Annotated in this window: 14 protein-coding genes and 1 pseudogene; 7 read left to right on the plus strand and 8 right to left on the minus strand. The window is 71.2% G+C overall.

Annotated features, from left to right (window positions below; genetic code table 11):
• The first annotated feature begins 117 nt into the window (after positions 1-117).
• From ACHMXE_RS37480 to otsA, 5 genes are all read left to right on the plus strand, one after another.
• Positions 118-1,377 carry a multifunctional CCA addition/repair protein gene (locus tag ACHMXE_RS37480; protein WP_395348815.1) on the plus strand — a complete coding sequence of 420 codons (1,260 nt, stop codon included), beginning with the start codon at positions 118-120 and terminating at the stop codon, positions 1,375-1,377.
• Between the two features lie 113 nt (positions 1,378-1,490).
• Positions 1,491-3,338, plus strand: coding sequence for an ATP-binding protein (locus tag ACHMXE_RS37485; protein ID WP_395352974.1), 1,848 nt, complete (start codon positions 1,491-1,493; stop codon positions 3,336-3,338).
• 89 nt (positions 3,339-3,427) lie between these two features.
• Positions 3,428-4,228 carry a trehalose-phosphatase gene (otsB, locus tag ACHMXE_RS37490; protein ID WP_203204459.1) on the plus strand — a complete coding sequence of 267 codons (801 nt, stop codon included), beginning with the start codon at positions 3,428-3,430 and terminating at the stop codon, positions 4,226-4,228.
• Positions 4,225-6,279, plus strand: a complete 2,055-nt coding sequence (locus ACHMXE_RS37495) for a glycoside hydrolase family 15 protein (RefSeq protein WP_395348816.1) — start codon at positions 4,225-4,227, stop codon at positions 6,277-6,279. Before otsB ends, ACHMXE_RS37495 begins: the two co-directional genes overlap by 4 nt.
• 112 nt (positions 6,280-6,391) lie before the next feature.
• Positions 6,392-7,777: an alpha,alpha-trehalose-phosphate synthase (UDP-forming) gene (otsA, locus tag ACHMXE_RS37500; RefSeq protein WP_203204458.1), complete on the plus strand. Its 1,386-nt coding sequence runs from the start codon at positions 6,392-6,394 to the stop codon at positions 7,775-7,777.
• A gap of 9 nt (positions 7,778-7,786) precedes the next feature.
• Here the strand turns inward: otsA and ACHMXE_RS37505 are convergent, their stop codons facing one another.
• Positions 7,787-8,164 (minus strand): hypothetical protein, encoded by a 378-nt coding sequence (locus ACHMXE_RS37505; protein WP_395348817.1) that lies wholly within the window; start codon positions 8,162-8,164, stop codon positions 7,787-7,789.
• Between the two features lie 199 nt (positions 8,165-8,363).
• Between ACHMXE_RS37505 and ACHMXE_RS37510 the strand changes: the two genes are divergently transcribed.
• Positions 8,364-9,821, plus strand: a complete 1,458-nt coding sequence (locus tag ACHMXE_RS37510) for a PLP-dependent aminotransferase family protein (protein WP_203206091.1) — start codon at positions 8,364-8,366, stop codon at positions 9,819-9,821.
• Between the two features lie 12 nt (positions 9,822-9,833).
• On the opposite strand, the gene ACHMXE_RS37515 is transcribed toward ACHMXE_RS37510, so the two are convergent.
• From ACHMXE_RS37515 to hisN, 4 genes are all read right to left on the minus strand, one after another.
• Positions 9,834-11,969: a hypothetical protein gene (locus tag ACHMXE_RS37515; protein ID WP_395348818.1), complete on the minus strand. Its 2,136-nt coding sequence runs from the start codon at positions 11,967-11,969 to the stop codon at positions 9,834-9,836.
• 165 nt (positions 11,970-12,134) lie between these two features.
• A complete protein-coding gene (locus ACHMXE_RS37520; protein WP_209546280.1) occupies positions 12,135-13,061 on the minus strand; it encodes an ROK family protein in 927 nt (308 codons plus the stop codon).
• A 32-nt stretch (positions 13,062-13,093) separates the two neighbouring features.
• The gene (locus ACHMXE_RS37525; protein WP_057596561.1) at positions 13,094-13,288 is read right to left on the minus strand and encodes a DUF2905 domain-containing protein; all 195 of its coding nucleotides are present in this window, start codon (positions 13,286-13,288) and stop codon (positions 13,094-13,096) included.
• 9 nt (positions 13,289-13,297) lie between these two features.
• Positions 13,298-14,074 (minus strand): histidinol-phosphatase, encoded by a 777-nt coding sequence (gene hisN / locus ACHMXE_RS37530; RefSeq protein WP_395348819.1) that lies wholly within the window; start codon positions 14,072-14,074, stop codon positions 13,298-13,300.
• Positions 14,075-14,229: 155 nt separating this feature from the next.
• Here hisN and ACHMXE_RS37535 point away from each other — a divergent pair, with 155 nt between their 5' ends.
• Entirely contained in the window at positions 14,230-14,628 is a 399-nt protein-coding gene (locus ACHMXE_RS37535) for a DUF5329 family protein (protein ID WP_395348820.1), read from the plus strand.
• A 10-nt stretch (positions 14,629-14,638) separates the two neighbouring features.
• Here the strand turns inward: ACHMXE_RS37535 and ACHMXE_RS37540 are convergent.
• The 3 genes and pseudogenes from ACHMXE_RS37540 to ACHMXE_RS37550 form a co-directional block, all read right to left on the minus strand.
• A pseudogene (locus tag ACHMXE_RS37540) lies at positions 14,639-15,510 on the minus strand (ABC transporter permease).
• Entirely contained in the window at positions 15,507-16,409 is a 903-nt protein-coding gene (locus ACHMXE_RS37545) for an ABC transporter ATP-binding protein (protein ID WP_395348821.1), read from the minus strand. The pseudogene ACHMXE_RS37540 and the gene ACHMXE_RS37545 overlap by 4 nt, the downstream one beginning before the upstream one ends.
• A 2-nt stretch (positions 16,410-16,411) precedes the next feature.
• A complete protein-coding gene (locus ACHMXE_RS37550; protein ID WP_395348822.1) occupies positions 16,412-17,422 on the minus strand; it encodes an ABC transporter substrate-binding protein in 1,011 nt (336 codons plus the stop codon).
• Between the last annotated feature and the right edge of the window lie 88 nt (positions 17,423-17,510).

Raw genomic sequence — 17,510 nt, forward strand, 5'->3', positions numbered from 1 at the left:
TCTGCGGCCGGTGAGGCGTTCGAGCATCTCGAACGAGCGAACGATCGTTCGATTTGCTGGGCAATTATCGAACGACCGTTCTTTTTAGGCCCTGCGGGGTATCCCTACACTGAGCGCATGAAAACCTATCTCGTCGGCGGCGCGGTGCGCGACCGCCTGCTCGGACGCCCGGTGTCGGACCACGATTGGCTCGTGGTCGGCGCCACGCCCGAGGCCATGGTGGCACAGGGCTTCCTGCCGGTGGGGCGCGATTTCCCGGTATTCCTGCATCCATCGACGCGCGAGGAATACGCGCTCGCGCGCACCGAGCGCAAGAGCGCGCCCGGCTACCGCGGCTTCGTGATCCATGCGGCGCCCGACGTGAGCCTCGAGCAGGACCTCGCGCGGCGCGACCTGACCATCAACGCGATCGCGCTGCCGGCCGAACGCGTGGCCGCCGACGGCAGCTTCGACCCCGCCCCCGCCGACCTCGTCGACCCCTTCCACGGCCAGCGCGACCTGCGCGAGAAGCGGCTGCGCCACGTCACCGACGCCTTCCGCGAGGACCCGGTGCGCATCCTGCGCGTGGCGCGCTTCGCCGCGCGCTTCGACGACTTCGAGGTCGCGCCCGACACCCTGGAGTTGATGCGCGAGATGGTCGCGGCCGGCGAGGTCGACGCGCTGGTGCCCGAGCGCGTGTGGCAGGAGCTCTCGCGCGGGCTGATGGAGACCCGGCCCTCGCGCATGTTCGAGGTGCTGCGCGCCTGCGGCGCGCTCGCGGTGCTGCTGCCCGAGGTCGACCGGCTCTGGGGCGTGCCGCAGCCCGCGCAGCACCATCCCGAGATCGACACCGGCGTGCATTTGATGATGGTGCTCGACACCAGCGCACGCCTGTCGGCGTCGCTGGGCGTGCGCTTCGCCTGCCTGATGCACGACCTCGGCAAGGGCACCACAGAGCCGGAGATCCTGCCGCGCCACATCGGCCACGAGAAGCGCAGCGCCGAGCTGCTGCAGGCGGTGTGCGAGCGCTGGCGCGTGCCGGTCGACCTCCGCGAGCTGGCCGAGGTGGTGGCGCGCGAACACGGCAACATCCACCGCAGCGGCGAGCTCGATGCCGCCGCGCTGGTGCGGCTGCTCGAGCGCTGCGATGCCTTCCGCAAGCCCGCGCGCTTCGCCGAGGCGCTCTTGGCCTGCGAATGCGACGCGCGCGGCCGGCTCGGCTTCGCGCAGCGCGACTATCCACAGCGCGAGCGCCTGCTCGCGGTGCTGGCCGTGGCCGCGGCCGTGGCCACCGACGCGGTCGCGCGCCAGGCGCAGCAGGCCGGCGCCACCGGCCCGAAGATCGGCGAGGCGATCCACCGCGCGCGCATCGACGCGGTGAAGGCCGCGGCCGGCTGAGCCTCCAGCCAACCGGCCGGCGCGCCATACCACGCACGCCGCGGCATGTCTTCATGCCTATGGCGGAGGTTGCATGACTTAGGGCACTTCCCGGGCCGGACGCCATGGCTAGCATGGGTCGGGTGATCGCCGCCCCGCCTCCCACCTCCTCGCCGGACCCGGCCGCCGCGCCGGCCACGCAGGCCGCGCCGCGGGTCGCCGCCGCGCTGCCGCCGGACCTGGCGCTGCGCGTGCTGCGCGAGCACCTGGCCTCGGTCTACGGCGCCTACGACGCCTCGATCGTGGTGCACTTCAGCCTCGGCGCCGCGCTCGGGGCCGCGATGTACATCGCCTCGCCGCGCGGCTGGATCCTGGCCTGGATGGCGGCCCACCTGCTGCTCGGCCTCGCGCTGTACCTGATGCCGCGCTGGCACGCCGGCCTGCCGCTCGATCAGACCCCGCTGTGGGCGCGCCGGCATGCGCGCACCGTCACGCTGGTGAGCCTGGCGACCGCCACCGCGCCCTGGCTGTTCATCTCGCGCGGCGACCTGCCCGCGACCTCGGTGCTGACGGTGGTCATCATCGGCAGCTGCGCGCGCGCCATGCAGCTGCTGTGGCCGCTCAAGCCCGCGCTCCACGGCTACACGCTGCCGATGATGCTGAGCCTGATCGGTGCGCTGGCCTGGCAGGGCGACGGCATGCACCTGTTCCTGTCGATCTTCAGCCTGGCCTACCTGCTGTTCACGCTGCGCGTCGGCCAGCAGCAGCACCGGCTGCTCACCGACTCGCTGGTGCTGCGCTTCGAGAACGAGGCGCTGGCCGAGCGGCTGGGCGAGCAGATCGCCGCGGCCGAGCGTGCGAGCATCGAGAAGACCCGCTTCCTGGCCACCGCCAGCCACGACCTGCGCCAGCCGCTGCATGCCATCGCGCTGTTCGGCGCCGCGCTCGAGAACGAGCATCCCCAAAGCCGCAACGCGCAGCGCCTGATGCGCGCGGTGAACGCGCTCGGCAGCTCGCTCGACACCATGCTCGACGTCTCGCGCCTCGACGCCGGCGTGGTCGAACCGGTGCTCGAGCCGGTCTCGCTCGATGCCCTGCTCCGCGCGCTCAACCCCATGTTCTCGGCGCAGGCCGAGCAGCGCCAGCTGCAGCTGCGGCTGCGCGCGAGCGGCCTGTGGGTGCGCAGCGATCCGCGGCTGCTGCACCGCATGCTGTCGAACCTGCTCGACAACGCGCTCAAGTACACGGCGCGCGGCGGCGTGGCGGTGCGCGCGCGTGTGCGGCCCGGCGGCCACGGACAGGGCGATACGGTGTGGATCGAGGTGGTCGACTCGGGCATCGGCATCGCGCCGGCCCAGCTCGAGCGCGTGTTCGAGGAGTTCTATCAGGTCGACAACCCCGGGCGCGAGCGCTCGCACGGCCTGGGCATCGGCCTGGCCATCGTGCGCCGGCTCTCGCGGCTGCTCGGCCATCCGGTGCAGCTGCGCTCGCGCGTGGGACGCGGCACGCGCTTTCGGCTCGTGCTGCCGCGCTGCGACGCGCCCGTCGCCGCCGGGCCGTGGGCCGTGCGCGCCGAGGCGCTGACCGCCGCGCCAGCGCCGGTGCCCGGCCGCATCCTGCTGATCGACGACGACGCCGAGATCCGCGCGGCGATGACCGCGCTGCTGCGGGCCCACGGCATCGACCTGCAGGCGGTGGCCGGCGAGGCCGAGGCGGCCGCGCTGCTGGCCTCGGGCCCGGCGCCCTTTCGCGCGCTGCTGTGCGACTACCGGCTCGCCAACGGCGACAACGGCCTCGACGTCGGCCAGCGCCTGCGCGCGCGTTTCGCGCTCGAAGCGCCGCTGCTGCTGGTGACCGGCGAGACCGCGCCCGAGCGGCTGCAGCGCGTGCGCGCTTCGGGCGTGCCGGTGCTGTTCAAGCCGGTGGAGGCCGCGGCGCTGCTGCGCGCGCTGGCCGATCTCGCGCCCGCCACGGCACGCTGAGCCGCCTCGCGGGTCGCGGCCCCGGCCCCCGGGCACGTCCGGTTTTGGCCGACACGGCACGCGCGGGGGCCGTGCTAAGGTCTTTCACGATGTCCAATCCCATCCACGGCAGCGATCCGCTGCCTCCTCCCCTGGGCCCGGACGCGGCCCTCTTCCTCGATTTCGACGGCACCCTGGTGGGCCTCGCGGCCACGCCCGAGGCGATCGAAGTTCCCCCTGCCCTGGTCGCGCTGCTCGGCGATCTCAAGGACCAGCTCGGCGGCGCCCTCGCCGTGGTGTCGGGCCGCCAGATCGACGTGCTCGACCGCTTCCTCGCGCCGCTGCGCCTGCCGGCCGCCGGCGAGCACGGCGTGCAGCGCCGCGATGCCAAGGGCGCGATGCAGGAGCAGCATCCGCCCGACCTGGTGCCCGTGCTCGAGATCGCCAACGAACTCGCGCGCGTGCACGAAGGCCTGCTGGTCGAGCGCAAGCACGCGGCCATCGCGCTGCACTACCGGCTCGCGCCGCAGCTCGAGGCGGTGTGCGGCGACGCCATGTCGCGCGCCATCGCCGACCAGCCGCAGCTCGAGCTGCTGCACGGCAAGTTCGTGTTCGAGGTCAAGCCCGCCGGCGTGAACAAGGGCATCGCCATCGACGCCTTCATGCACGAGCCGCCGTTCGCGGGCCGCGTGCCGGTGTTCGCGGGCGACGACACCACCGACGAGAGCGGCTTCGCCGTGGTGCAGCCGCGCGGCGGCATCGGCATCAAGGTCGGCTCGGGACCGAGCCTCGCGCTGCACCGGCTCGAGTCGCCGCGCGCCGTCTACGAATGGCTGGTGCAGGCGCGCGACCGGCTCGCGAACGCGCCGCGGCCCGCACCCGAAGAAGCTTCGCCAAGGAATCCCGGATGAGCGACACCCAGCAGGAAGAACAACGACCATCGACGGCCGCCGACGCGGCACCCACCAGCCGGCACGAGGACCCGCAGGCGCGGCAACTGACCAAGGCCCCCGAGGACCGCGGCGGCGAGTCGGTGGCCGGCGCGGCCGGCCCCGACGACGAGGCGCCGGTCGACGAAGGCACGGCCACCGCGCCCAAGCCGCGCGAATTTTCGCGCCCGGCCGACTGTTCGCTCAACCTCGGCGTGATCGGCAACTGCGCCTTCAGCGCGCTGATCGACGGGCGCGCGCGCGTGGTGTGGTGCTGCCTGCCGCGCTTCGACGGCGACCCGGTGTTCAACGCCCTGCTGCATCCGGGCGAGGGCGCGGCCGCCTGGGGCTTCGAGATCGAGGATTTCGCGCATGCCAAGCAGTGGTACGAGCCGAACACCGCCGTTCTGCGCACCCAGCTGTTCGACAGCGCGGGCCAGGGCATCGAGATCACCGACTTCGCACCGCGCTTCTACAGCCGCGCGCGCTACTTCCGCCCGCTGATGCTGGTGCGCCGCGTGCGCCCGATCGCCGGCGCGCCGCGCATGCGCGTGGCGCTCGACCCGCGCTTCCAGTGGGGCACGCAGGAGCCCGTGGAGGTCACGCGCGGCAGCAACCACATCCGCTACGTCGGCCCCGACGTGACGCTGCGGCTCAACACCGACGCCTCGATCTCGCACATCCTCTCGCGCCAGCCCTTCGTGGTCTCGCGCGAATACAACTTCATGTTCGGCGTCGACGAGACCCTGCTCGACGGCATCGCCGACACCGCGCGGCGCTTCGAGCAGGAGACCATCGCCTACTGGCGCGTCTGGTCGAAGCGGCTCGCGATCCCCTTCGAGTACCAGGACGCGGTGATCCGCGCGGCCATCACGCTGAAGATGTCGCTGTACGAGGACACCGGCGCCATCGTCGCCGCGATGACCACCAGCATCCCCGAGGCGCCCGACAGCCAGCGCAACTGGGACTACCGCTACTGCTGGCTGCGCGATGCCTTCTTCGTGGTGCGCGCGCTCAACTCGCTGAGCGAGGTCGGCACCATGGAGGACTACCTGCGCTGGCTCGGCAACGTGGTGATCGGCTCGCATGGCGAGCACATCCAGCCGCTGTACGGCATCGGGCTCGAACGCGAGCTGCCCGAGTCCTTCGTCGAGACCCTGCCCGGCTACCGCGGCATGGGCCCGGTGCGCGTGGGCAACCAGGCGCAGGAGCATTTCCAGCACGACGTCTACGGCAACATCGTGCTGGGCGCCGCGCAGGCCTTCCACGACCACCGGCTGCTGCAGCGCGCGGGCGAGGCGGAGTTCCCGCACCTCGAGGCCGTGGGCGAGCGCGCGATCGCGGTCTACGGCACGCCCGACGCCGGCATGTGGGAGCTGCGCACGCGTGCGCGCGTGCACACCAGCTCGGCGCTCATGAGCTGGGCCGCCTGCGACCGGCTCGCGAAGATCGCGCGCGCGCTCGAGAAGAACGCGCACGCCGAGGCCGCGTCGGCCGGCAAGCCCGTGGACACCCGCATCGACTTCGCCGAGCGCGCCGCCTACTGGCACGGCCATGCCTCGCGCATGCGCGAGGAGATCCTCTCGAAGTCGTGGAGCGAGGAGCGCCAGGCCTTCGCCGAGAGCTTCGGCGGCGGCGAGCTCGACGCCAGCATCCTGCTGATGGCCGAGGTGGGCCTGATCGACGCGCGCGATCCGCGCTTCGTCTCCACCGTCGACGCGATGGAGAAGACGCTGTGCGACGGCCCCTACATGCGTCGCTACGAGGCAGCCGACGACTTCGGCAAGCCCGAGACCGCGTTCAACATCTGCACCTTCTGGCGCATCGACGCGCTCGCGAAGATCGGCCGCGAGGCCGAGGCGCGCCAGATCTTCGAGACCATGCTGGCCGCGCGCAATCCGCTCGGCCTGCTGTCCGAGGACACGCATCCGGTCACGGGCGAGATGTGGGGCAACTTTCCGCAGACCTATTCCATGGTCGGCATCATCAACGCGGCGATGCGCTTGTCCGCTCCCTGGGATTCAGCCATATGACAGCCCCCCGGCTTTTCACTCGCTCCGCTCGTGTAACTCCACCCCCCGAGGGGGAGGCGCGGCCCGCCTTGGGGCGGCCCGGCGGCGGCCGCGGCATGCGCGAGGTACGCGCATGAGCCGCCTCGTCGTCATCTCCAACCGCGTGGCCGACCCGCGCAAGCCCGCCGCCGGCGGCCTGGCCGTGGCGCTCGGCGAGAGCCTGCAGCAGTCGGGCGGCATGTGGTTCGGCTGGAGCGGCCAGATCGTCGAGGACGGGCCGACCGGCGAAGGCGAGCTGCGGCGCCAGCAGGCCGGCAAGGTCACGCTGGCCACCATCGACCTGAGCCGCGAGGACCACGACAGCTACTACCTCGGCTACAGCAACGACGTGCTGTGGCCGGTGTTCCACGACCGGCTCGACCTGGCCCATTTCGACGCCAACTTCATCGGCGGCTACCGGCGCGTGAACCAGCTGTTCGCGCGCAAGCTGATGCCGCTGCTGAAGGAGGACGACGTCATCTGGGTGCACGACTACCACCTGATCCCGCTGGCGGCCGAGCTGCGCGCCATGGGCTGCAGGCAGCGCATCGGCTTCTTCCTGCACATCCCGCTGCCGCCGCAGATCATCCTGGCGGCGATCCCGCAGCACGAGTGGCTGATGCGCTCGCTGTTCGCCTACGACCTGATCGGCTTCCAGGCCCAGCAGGACGTGCAGCACTTCGAGCACTACGTGCACAACGAAGCCAAGGGCGAGAGCCTGGGCGGCGAGATGTACCGCGCCTACGGCAACACGGTGCGCGCGGCGGCGTTCCCGATCGGCATCGACGTCGACGAGTTCGCGGCGCTCACCCATGCCAAGGAAGCGCGCGACATGTACGAGACCATGAAGCGCGAGTACTCGCAGCGCCGGCTGCTGCTGGGCATCGACCGGCTCGACTACTCCAAGGGCATCCCGAACCGGGTGCGCGCCTTCCGCGAACTGCTGGCCCACTACCCCGAGAACCGGCGCAGCGCCACCTTGATCCAGATCGCCTCGCCCACGCGCGAGACGGTCGATGCCTATGCCGACATCCGGCGCGAGCTCGAGTCGCTGTGCGGCGCCATCAACGGCGACTACGGCGAGCTCGACTGGATGCCGGTGCGCTACATCCACCGCATGGTCGCGCGCAAGCGCGTGCCGGGGCTGTGCCGCGCCGCGGCCGTGGGCCTGGTGACGCCGCTGCGCGACGGCATGAACCTGGTTGCCAAGGAGTACGTGGCGGCGCAGGACCCGGCCGACCCCGGCGTGCTGGTGCTGTCGCGCTTCGCGGGCGCGGCCGAGCAGATGCAGGAAGCGCTGCTGGTCAATCCCTACGACACCCACGGCACCGCCGAGACGGTGCAACAGGCGCTGCAGATGCCGCTGGAGGAACGCCGCGAACGGCACCAGGCGCTGCTCTCGCGCATCCGCGCGCAGGACATCCACTGGTGGCGGCGCAGCTTCCTCGAGACGCTGCGCGAGGCCGCCAGCGTGCGCTGACGCGGCCGCTCACCAGCCGGTGAGCAGCTGCATCAGCCGCATCACCGGCCGCCGCGGCACGGCCCAGGCGGCCGACACCGGCTCGGCCGGCGGCTCGGCCCGCGCGGGCAACCGCCGTGCGACGGCGATCGGCGCATGGATGCGCAACTGCACCGGCGCGAGCGCCGTCAGCTCGATCCAGCCGCCGTGCTCCACGCCATGCGTCTCGCCCTCGCCAAGCACCGTGTGCGCGGTCCACACGGCCTCGCCGATCCAGCGCGGCGGCGCCGACACCCGCACGCGGCCCTCGGCCACCTGCAGCCAGGTGCCGGCGTCCACCGCCGTGCGGAAGGAGTCGCCGGCTTCGAGGAAGACGGCATCGGGGGCTTGCGAGAGGGTGGTGATCATGGCGGTACCTCGGGGGTTCGGAAGTCGGTGAAGGAAGGGCTGGGCGCGCTTCGATCGTAGAAATTCCCCGGCCCGTGAAACAGGCACACGCCAACGCGATTCGCACCGGAACAGCCCAGGCCGCCGGCCATCTGTTATGGTCGTTTTCCCTCGCAACTGCATCTGTTTTCCAATGAACGATCGCGCGAGCATCGAGGCCATGGACTCGCTACCGCTCTACCGGCAACTGGCGGCGCGCTACGTGGACGCGATCCACACCGGCTCGCTCAAGCAGGGCGACCGCCTGCCCTCCCTGCGCAGCCTGATGCGGCTGCACACCATCAGCCTGTCGACCGCACTGCAACTGTGTCGCGCCATGGAGAGCGACGGCTGGGTCGAGGCGCGCGACCGCTCGGGCTACTTCGTGCGCCGGCCGCGCCGGCTCGCGATCGCGCCGATGGAGGAGCCGCTGACCGTGCTGCCGCCCGATCCGGCGCAGTACGTGGGCATCCATGCGCGCGTGTCCGACTTCGTGGTGCGCGGCCGCACGGCCGGCGACACGCTCAATTTCGCGATCGCGCGCGGCGCGCCGCAGCTCTATCCGGCCGAGGCGCTGCGCAACGCGATGACGCGCGCGCTGCGCCACAAGCCCGAACTGCTGACCTCGGCCACGCCGCAGAAGGGCAATGCGCAGTTCCGCGCCGTGCTGGCCCAGCGCAGCCTGCGCATCGGCATGACGATCCCGCCCGACGAGGTGCTGGTCACCAACGGCTGCATCGAGGCGCTGAACCTCGCGCTGCGCGCGGTCACGCAGCCCGGCGACACGGTGGCCGTGGAGTCGCCCACCTTCTACGGCCTGCTGCAGGTGCTCGAGAGCCTGGGCCTGCGCGCGCTCGAGATCCCGACCAGCCCGCAGACCGGCATCTCGATCGAGGCGCTCGAGCTCGCGTTGCAGGCCTACGACAACGTGAAGGCCGTGGCCGTGGTGCCGCACCTGCAGAACCCGCTGGGCAGCGTGATGCCCGACGCGCACAAGCAGCGGCTCGCGCAGCTGTGCGAGCGCCACGGCATCCCGGTGATCGAGGACGACTCCTACAGCGAACTGGTCGACAGCGAGACCCCGCTGCGCGCGCTCAAGTCCTGGGACCGCACGGGCAACGTCATCTACTGCGCCTCGCTGCACAAGATCCTCGCGCCCGGCCTGCGCCTGGGCTGGATCACCGCCGGGCGCTGGCATGCGCGCGTGGAGATGCTCAAGTACGCCCAGACGCGCAACAACGAGGACCTGGCCCAGCTCGCGGCCGGCGAATTCATGGGCACGGGCAGCTACGACCGCCACCTGCGCCGGCTGCGCGAGCACCTGGGCCGCCAGCGCGAGCAGACGGCCGAGGCGATCGCGAACTACTTTCCCGCCGGCACCCGGCTCAACCTGCCGCGCGGCGGGCTGCAGCTGTGGCTGGAACTGCCCGAGCGCATCGGCGCCAACGCCCTGTTCGAGGCGGCACTGGCCGAGCGCATCCAGATCGCGCCCGGCGCCATGTTCTCGAACTCGGGGCGCTTCGACCACTACCTGCGCATCAACTGCGGCTGGCCCTACTCGCCGGCCATCGATGCGGGGTTGAAGCGGCTCGGCGAGCTCGCGGCGCAATGCTGCGCCGCGGTGCGTCGGGCGGCCTGAACCTCGGCTCGCTCAGGGCACGATCGGCGTCAGTTCCGTGGCGCCCTTCGCGGCATAGGCCGCGAACAGCGCGTTCGAGGCCGCGAGGTTCAGCCGCAGCTGCTGCTTGCCGACCGCCTTCGACTTGTAGCCGGACGACACCTCGCCGCCGCGCTCGACGAAGACGCGCTCGTAGTCGATGAACTGCGCGAAGTCGCCCACCGGGCTGAAGCTCAGCACGCGCGCATCTCCCAGGGTCTCGATCCTGTAGGTGCCCGTACCGACCGCGATGCAGTTGCGCGGCGAGCCGTTGATCACGCGCTGCTGGCATTGCAGGAAGGTCACGGCGTTGCTGCTGCCGCCCGCGAAGCTCGCGCGCATCAGGTAGTTGCCGGTGTAGTAGCCGGTGATGGTGGCCGCGGTGCCCAGCGGCGCGCCGCCGACCGTGCCCAGCTCGATCGAGGTGGCACCCCACCACTCGTTCTTCGGTCCGCTCTGGAAGCTGCCGTTGTCGCCGTCGATGGTGCCCGCACCGAAGACGCAGGGCACGCCGGGGCTGCGCTGGATCAGCGTCTCGAGGGTCGCGATGCGCGCGGTGGCTGGCAGCGGGGTCGCCGCGCAGGCCACGGTGCCCCGGGTGCTGTCGCCGCCTTGCGCGATGTCCGCCGGATAGAGCTGGACCTTCGCGTTGTCGCGCACGTCGTAGGCAATGGCGGTGGCGAGGTCCATGCTGCCTTGCAGGCGCAACCGGGAGCCGGCCGGGAAGGTGGCGCTGCCGAGGTCGGCGCTGATCGCCGCCGCGCTGGCCTGCGGGCCCCAGTTCGCATAGCGCGATCCATAGGGGCCGTTGCTGGTGTAGGGGTACGACTTGATGCGGTTCACCACGTCGGCCAGCTTCTGGCCCGAGATGTCGATATCGATGCGGCGCGAGCGGCTCACGCTCAGGCCGTCGCAGTAGTCCGAGATGTTGCGCCCGGCGGCGTCGCGCACGGTGGTCGTGTTCTTCGAGTCCGCGCAAGCGAGCCAGCTGCGGCCGTTCCAGTGCAGGTCGCCGGCCCGCGCCGGATCGCCGCCCGAGGCCCAGCGCGTGACCGTGCCGGCCACGTTGCGCTCGCGCCGGTCGCGAAAGTGCGTCAGTCCGTCCACCGGCGTGTTCTCCGCGACGGTCGAGACCAGCAGGCGGCGGCTCCAGTTGTTGCTGTCGGAGATGGTGAACCAGTCGAGGATGCCGGTCGCCGCGATGGCCTCGCCGGCGCCCACGGACGGTCCGGCGGCCAGCTTGGTGAGGCCCACGGCCACGCCGATGTTGGCCGGGCGCAGCTGGTTCTCCTGGGGGCTGGTCGCGTAGTAGGTCGACTGGCCCGCCATCAGGTCCTGGCACGGCTTGGTGCCGACACCGCCCGCGCAGCTGGCGCGCGAGAACTCCTGGTTCACGAGGTTGCGCACCGAGGTCAGCTTGTCGAGCAGCATGCGCTGCGTCTCGAGCGAGATGTCGCCCGCCGAGATGGTGCCGCCGCTGATGTCGGCGGCGCCGATGCTGTCGGCCAGCGTGCGGGAGATCGCCTGCGAGAACGCGACCAGCGTCGCGGCCGTGGTGGCCGAGAGCAGGTCGCCGTTGGCGGTGTAGTCGTCGAACAGGCTGCCGCCCAGGCCGAGCTGCGCGCGCAGGTTGGCTTCGGCTTCGGCGGAGGTGGCGCCCGCGCCGGTGCCCAGGTAGTGCACGAGCGTGGTCAGCGGGCTCACGAGGCCCGGCTTGTCGGCCGGTGCCTTGAGCACGTAGGCGGTCTTCACCGGCCCGAGCTCGGCATCGACGGCGTCGGTGCCCACGAGCGCGACGACCGGGTACTTGCCGGCGTCCGCGGCATCGATCTCGAGCGTGACCTTGCCCGCCGTGTCGGTCCTGCCGCTGGGCTCGCCGCTGTCGAGCAGGCCGTTGTTGTTCTTGTCGAGGAAGACGTTGGCATTGCGCAGCACGCCGTCGACCACCTTGACCTCGAGCTTCTGCGCGGCCGGCGGTGCGGGCGCGGGTGGCGGCGGCGCGACGCCGACGAAGGGAAAGCCACCACCGCCACCGCCGCCTCCCCCCCCGCATGCCGCCAGCGCCAGCAACGCCGCGACGCTCGCCAGCGACATGCCCGAACGCGAGAACACCCTCTTGGAACCAGTCATGGGAACACTCCTTTTTTTGCGTCAACGAAGGTTCTCCATGAACCCCCTCGGCTCGAGTGTTCTGGCCCGCGCGCGGGCGCGCATCATCGAAATGAATGAGAAGCGGGGTGATGGCGCGAATTGATCGCGCGGGGCCGGTGCGGTCCGGCCCTGTGCCGGCGGCGTTCAGTCGAGCAGCGCGAGCGCCGCGTAGTCGCCGATCTTGTCGCCGAGGCCCGCGCGCACCAGCTCGACGCCGCGCGTGAGCGGCAGCAGCCGACCGTCGATCTGCGCCTGCAGCCGCGGCAGCAGGAAGTCGCTGTGGTGCAGGAACACGCTGCCGCCGAGGCTGATGCGCTGCAGGTCGAGCGTGGCGACCAGGTTGTAGAGCAGGCGGCCCATGACGCGGCACAGCGCGTCGACCACCTCGAGCGCATGCCGCTCGCCGGCCGAGGCGGCGGCGAACAGGTCGGGCGCGGGCCGGCCGAAGCGGCGGTCGATGGAGTTGCCGGCCACCAGCGCCTCGACGTCGCCGATGTTGCCGCAGCCGCACAGCGCGCCGCTGCCGTCGTCGGCCACGAAGCTGTGGCCCGCATGGCCCGCGTTGCCGTTCTTGCCGCGCAGCGCGCGGCCGTCCACGCACAGGCCCACGCCCACGCCGGTGCTCCAGGTGACGTAGGCGCAGTGGTCCAGGCCCTGCAGCGCGCCCCAGTGGCGTTCGGCCTCGAGCGCGGCCACGGCGTCGTTCTCGACCCGCACCCAGCCGTAGCGCTGCGCGAGCGGCGCCTCGACCACCGCCGTCATCCAGTCGTTGGGCAGGCCGCGCGCCGGGCCGGCGATGCCGCCGCAGATGTTGGGCGTGGCGAGTTCGACCTTGCCGTCGCGCAGTTCGAAGGGGCCGGTCGAGGACACGCCCACGCGCTCGATGCTCGCGGGGTCGACGTTCTGCTCGGCGCAGACGGCATCGATCATGCGCAGGATCTGCTGCGCCACCGCGTCGTTGTCGCCGGTCTTCGCGGTGGGTTCGCTGCGCCGGCCGATCAGCGGCGCATCGCTCGAAGCGGAAAGGCTCACGGCCACCTTGGTGCCACCGATGTCGACGCAGGCTCTCATTGCGGTTGTCTTCTCTTTCAGGTGCGAAACGGCTACAGCAGCCGGGCCACCAGCGCGGCCAGCATGCTGAGCACCACCGTGCTCGCGATCGGCAGCTGCCATTCGCGGCCGAAGGCGCGGAACTCGAAATCGCCGGGCAGTCGTCCGAAGCCGAAGCGGCGCAGCCAGGCGGTCAGGCCGCTCATGAGCACCAGCGCGAGGACGACGACGATCAGCCAGCGAAGCATGAAACCAGTCTAGCCCTGGAGCACGGCCAGCGCTTGTCGGTGAAGTTCGGGTGTGGCCGCCGCGATCACGCGGCCGTCGGACTTCAGCCCCAGCGGCCGGCCTTCCCAGTCGGTGATCACGCCGCCCGCGGCCTCGATCAGCCCGGCCGGGCCGAGGTAGTCGTAGGGCTGCAGGCCGGTCTCGACCACCAGGTCGATGGTGCCGCCCGCGAGCTGGGCATAGCCGTAGCAGTCGCCGCCGAAGCGGCGCATCGCGCACTGGCGGCTCAGCCGGTCGAAGGCCTGCCAGTCGGCGGGCGCGAAGATATCGGGCGAGGTGGTGACGATGCGCGCCTTGGCGACCTCCGTGCAGGCGCTCGCATGCACCGGCTGGCCGTCGCGCGTGGCGCCCACGCCGGCCTGGCCGACCCAGCGTTCCTCGAGCACCGGCATGTCGACCATGCCGAACACCACGCGCCCGCCCTGCAGCACGCCGATCAGCGTGCCCCACAGCGGCGAGCCGGTGATGAAGCTGCGGGTGCCGTCGATCGGGTCGAGCACCCAGACGCGCTCGGCCTCGAGGCGCTCGGCGCCGTGTTCCTCGCCGTAGATGCCGTCGGCCGGCGCACGCTGCGCCAGCAGCTCGCGCATGGCGGTCTCGGCCGCGCGGTCGGCCAGCGTGACCGGGCTCTCGTCGGCCTTGGTGATGATGTCCAGCGGGGTGCGGAAATGACGCATCGACTGGGCGGCGGCGGCGTCGGCCAGTGCCTGCGCGAGGCTCGGGAGATCGGCGTTGGAAATGCTCATGGCGAAGGACTGCGGGCAAGGCGGCAGGGTTGCCGCGGACCCCGGATTAGACCCGACCTTGCGCCGGGGTCCAGGCCGAACTTGGATCGGCGCGGGGTTTGACCGACGCCGCAGCGCGTCCTAGCATGGCCCGGAAATTGCCAAGCGGAGACGACATGACCAGCTTCCAGCCCCTGCGCCGCGCCCTGCTCGCGGCCCTGCTCGGCACCGCCGCCGCCTTCGCCCACGCCACGCCATCCGAATCGGAGCACCGGCTGATCGACTCGCTGATCCAGCGCGTGGCGAGGATGGGCTCGATGACCTTCCTGCGCAATGGCAGCGAGTACAACGCCGCCGATGCCGCCAAGCACATGCAGGCCAAGTACGAGCACTTCCGCAAGGAGATCGTGACCGCCGAGGACTTCATCGAGCGCTGCGCCACGCGCTCGGAGATGACCGGCCAGGCCTACCGCGTGAAGCTCGGCGGCGGCGCGATCAAGGAATCGGGCGAGTTCCTGCGCGCCGAGCTGCGCAGCCTGCGCGAGGAGGCGAAGAAGGGCGGCAAGGCCGGCTGAGCGCGGCCGGTCAGCGCTGCTGGCCCCACTTGCGCACCGTCAGGCGCTCGAGCGTCTTGAAGCCCAGGCTTTCCACCAGCAACCCGATCAGCACCACCATGACCAGGCCCGCGAACACGCGGTCGGTGTAGAGCTCGTTGCGGTTCTGGAAGATGTACCAGCCGAGCCCGCCCTTGCCCGAGGAGGCGCCGAACACCAGCTCGGCCGCGATCAGCGTGCGCCAGGCGAAGGCCCAGCCGATCTTGAGCCCCGAGAGGATCGAAGGCAGCGCCGCCGGCACCAGGATCTGCAGCACGTAGCGCAGGCCCGTGAGCCCGTAGTTGCGCCCGGCCATGCGCAGGGTCTCGGGCACGCCCTGGAAGCCCGCGTAGGTGTTGAGCGCCAGCGGCCACAGCACCGAGTGGATCAGCACGAACACCAGGCTGCCGCGGCCCAGGCCGAACCACAGCAGCGCCAGCGGCAGCAGCGCGATCGCGGGCAGCGGGTTGAACATCGAGGTCAGCGTGTCCAGCAGGTCGCGGCCGATGCGCGTGGAGACCGCGAGCGTGGTCAGCGCGAAGGCCAGCGCCACGCCCGCGAGGTAGCCCTGCACCAGCACCGCGAGCGAGATGCGCACCTTCTCGAGCAGCTCGCCGCTGGCCAGGCCCTCGACCAGCGCGCGCGCGCGGTGGCGCTGAAGGTGGGCAGCAGCAGGTCGTTGTCCTGCCAGCGTGCCGCCAGTTCCCACAGCAGCGCGATCGCGACCAGGATCAGCCCCTTGCGCAGCCAGGCCTGCGAGGCCAGGCGCGCGCCCAGCGGCAGCCGGCGCTCGACCGGCAGCTCGGTGAAGGGTTCGAGCGTGCGCTCGTACTCGGGGCGCACGGGGGGAAGGATCGCGCTCATCGGCCGGCCTCGGTGTCGTGTTCTTCGTCGAACAGCATGTCGTGGATGCGTTTCGCGGTCTGCTGGAATTCGGTGCCGCCGAGGCTGTCGAGCGTGAAGCCGTGGCTGTTGATCTCGGCGCGCATGCGCCCCGGGTGCGGCGACAGCAGCGCGATGCGGTTGCCCACCACCAGCGCCTCCTCGATCGAATGGGTGACGAACAGCAGCGTGAAGCGCACCTCGTCCCACAGCGCCAGCAGCTCCTGCTGCATGCGCCGGCGCGTGAGCGCATCGAGCGCGGCGAAGGGCTCGTCCATCAGCAGCACGCGCGGCTGCATCGCGAGCGCGCGCGCGATCGCCACGCGCTGCTTCATGCCGCCCGAAAGCTGGTGCGGATGCACGTCGGCGAATTTCGCGAGGCCCACCTTGTCGAGGTAGTGCAGCGCGCGCTCGGCCGCCTCCTTGCGGCCCAGCGTGCGCGAGGCCAGCAGCGGGAACATGACGTTCTGCTTGACGGTCTTCCACGGCGGCAGCTGGTCGAACTCCTGGAAGACCACGATGCGGTCGGGCCCGGGCCGCAGCACGCGCTCGCCGGCCAGCCGGATCTCGCCCTCGACCGGAGAGATGAAGCCCGCGACCGATTTCAGCAGGGTCGATTTGCCGCAGCCCGACGGGCCGAGCAGCACGAAGCGGTCGGCCTGGTGCACGTCGAAACTCACGCGGTGGGTGGCGCGCACCACGCGCTCGGGCGTGCGGTACTCGAGGCTGACGCCGTCGACCTGCAGCAGCGGCGCCGCGGCCTCGGGCGCGCGCGACTCGTCGCGCGCCAGCTCCGGGAACGAGGACCCGGCCGCGGGCGCCACCCGCTGCCGGTGGACCAGGGCATCGGCCCGCGAATCCAGCACCGCCGCCGTGCTCATCATCAGTTGCCCGAGGCGTTGTGGGCGTCGTCGAAGAAGTAGTCCTTCACCGAGGCCGGCTTGTTCTTGATCGCGCCCACGCGGTGCATGAAGTCGGCCAGCGTGTAGGTGTTCTGCGGCGTGGTCTTGAACTGCACCTCGGGGTTCTTGATGATCTTCAGCAGCAGCTCGCGGTCGAGCTTGGCGTTGCTGACCTTGAGGTAGATGTCGGCCGCCTTCTCGGGGTTGGCGCTGACGAACTTCGCGGCCTCGTCGAGCGCGTCGATGAAGGCCTTGTAGGTCTTCGGGTTCTCGTTGCGGAATTTCTCGGTGGCGTAGAGCACCGTGGCCGACGAGGGGCCGCCCAGCACCTGGTAGGAGTTCAGCACGATGTGCGCCGCGGGGTTGCCCGCGAGTTCCTGTTCCTGGAACGGCGGGTTGCCGAAGTGGGCCGTGATCTCGGTGCCGCCCTTGATGATGGCCGCGGCCGCGTCGGGATGCGGCACCGCCACGCTGATCTTGTCGAGCTTGTTGAATTCCTTGTCGCCCCAGAGCTTGGCCGAGGCGAACTGCAGCACGCGCGACTGCACCGACACGCCGACCGCGGGCAGCGCGATGCGGTCCTTGTCCGTGAAGTCGGCGATGGTCTTCACGTTCGGGTTGTTGCTCACCAGGTAGTAGGGGAAGTTGCCCAGCGAGGCCACGCCCTTCACGTTCTGCTTGCCCTTGGTGCGGTCCCACAGCGTGAGCAGCGGGCCGACGCCCGCGCCCGCGATCTCGATGTTGCCCGACAGCAGCGCGTCGTTGACCGCCGAGCCGCCCGAGAGCTTGACCCATTCGACCTTGGCATCGACGCCCGCGGCCTTCGCGTGCTTCTCGATCAGCTTCTGGTCCTGCGCAACGTTGAGCAGCAGGTAGACGATGCCGAACTGCTCGGCGATGCGGATCTGGCCTTCGGCGTGCGCGGCGAGGCTGCCGGCCAGCAGGCCGAGGCCGGCGACGAGGGATGCGGCCTTGCGGGTGAAGCGGTTCATGGCGGGAAGGACTCCAAGGGAAGAAATTCGGGGTGCAGCGCTCCGCGCGGACCCGGCATTCGCCGGTCCGTCGGGGAGGTTCGTCTGC

The sequence above is a fragment of the Variovorax sp. UC122_21 genome (genome assembly GCF_044056785.1).
GTDB lineage: Bacteria > Pseudomonadota > Gammaproteobacteria > Burkholderiales > Burkholderiaceae_C > Variovorax.

Coding starts and splice junctions, on each gene's coding strand:
- ACHMXE_RS37480 (WP_395348815.1), top strand. CDS start 118: ATGAAAACCTATCTCGTCGGCGGCGCGGTGCGCGACCGCCTGCTCGGA.
- ACHMXE_RS37485 (WP_395352974.1), top strand. CDS start 1,491: ATGGGTCGGGTGATCGCCGCCCCGCCTCCCACCTCCTCGCCGGACCCG.
- otsB (WP_203204459.1), top strand. CDS start 3,428: ATGTCCAATCCCATCCACGGCAGCGATCCGCTGCCTCCTCCCCTGGGC.
- ACHMXE_RS37495 (WP_395348816.1), top strand. CDS start 4,225: ATGAGCGACACCCAGCAGGAAGAACAACGACCATCGACGGCCGCCGAC.
- otsA (WP_203204458.1), top strand. CDS start 6,392: ATGAGCCGCCTCGTCGTCATCTCCAACCGCGTGGCCGACCCGCGCAAG.
- ACHMXE_RS37505 (WP_395348817.1), bottom strand. CDS start 8,164: ATGATCACCACCCTCTCGCAAGCCCCCGATGCCGTCTTCCTCGAAGCC.
- ACHMXE_RS37510 (WP_203206091.1), top strand. CDS start 8,364: ATGGACTCGCTACCGCTCTACCGGCAACTGGCGGCGCGCTACGTGGAC.
- ACHMXE_RS37515 (WP_395348818.1), bottom strand. CDS start 11,969: ATGACTGGTTCCAAGAGGGTGTTCTCGCGTTCGGGCATGTCGCTGGCG.
- ACHMXE_RS37520 (WP_209546280.1), bottom strand. CDS start 13,061: ATGAGAGCCTGCGTCGACATCGGTGGCACCAAGGTGGCCGTGAGCCTT.
- ACHMXE_RS37525 (WP_057596561.1), bottom strand. CDS start 13,288: ATGCTTCGCTGGCTGATCGTCGTCGTCCTCGCGCTGGTGCTCATGAGC.
- hisN (WP_395348819.1), bottom strand. CDS start 14,074: ATGAGCATTTCCAACGCCGATCTCCCGAGCCTCGCGCAGGCACTGGCC.
- ACHMXE_RS37535 (WP_395348820.1), top strand. CDS start 14,230: ATGACCAGCTTCCAGCCCCTGCGCCGCGCCCTGCTCGCGGCCCTGCTC.
- ACHMXE_RS37545 (WP_395348821.1), bottom strand. CDS start 16,409: ATGAGCACGGCGGCGGTGCTGGATTCGCGGGCCGATGCCCTGGTCCAC.
- ACHMXE_RS37550 (WP_395348822.1), bottom strand. CDS start 17,422: ATGAACCGCTTCACCCGCAAGGCCGCATCCCTCGTCGCCGGCCTCGGC.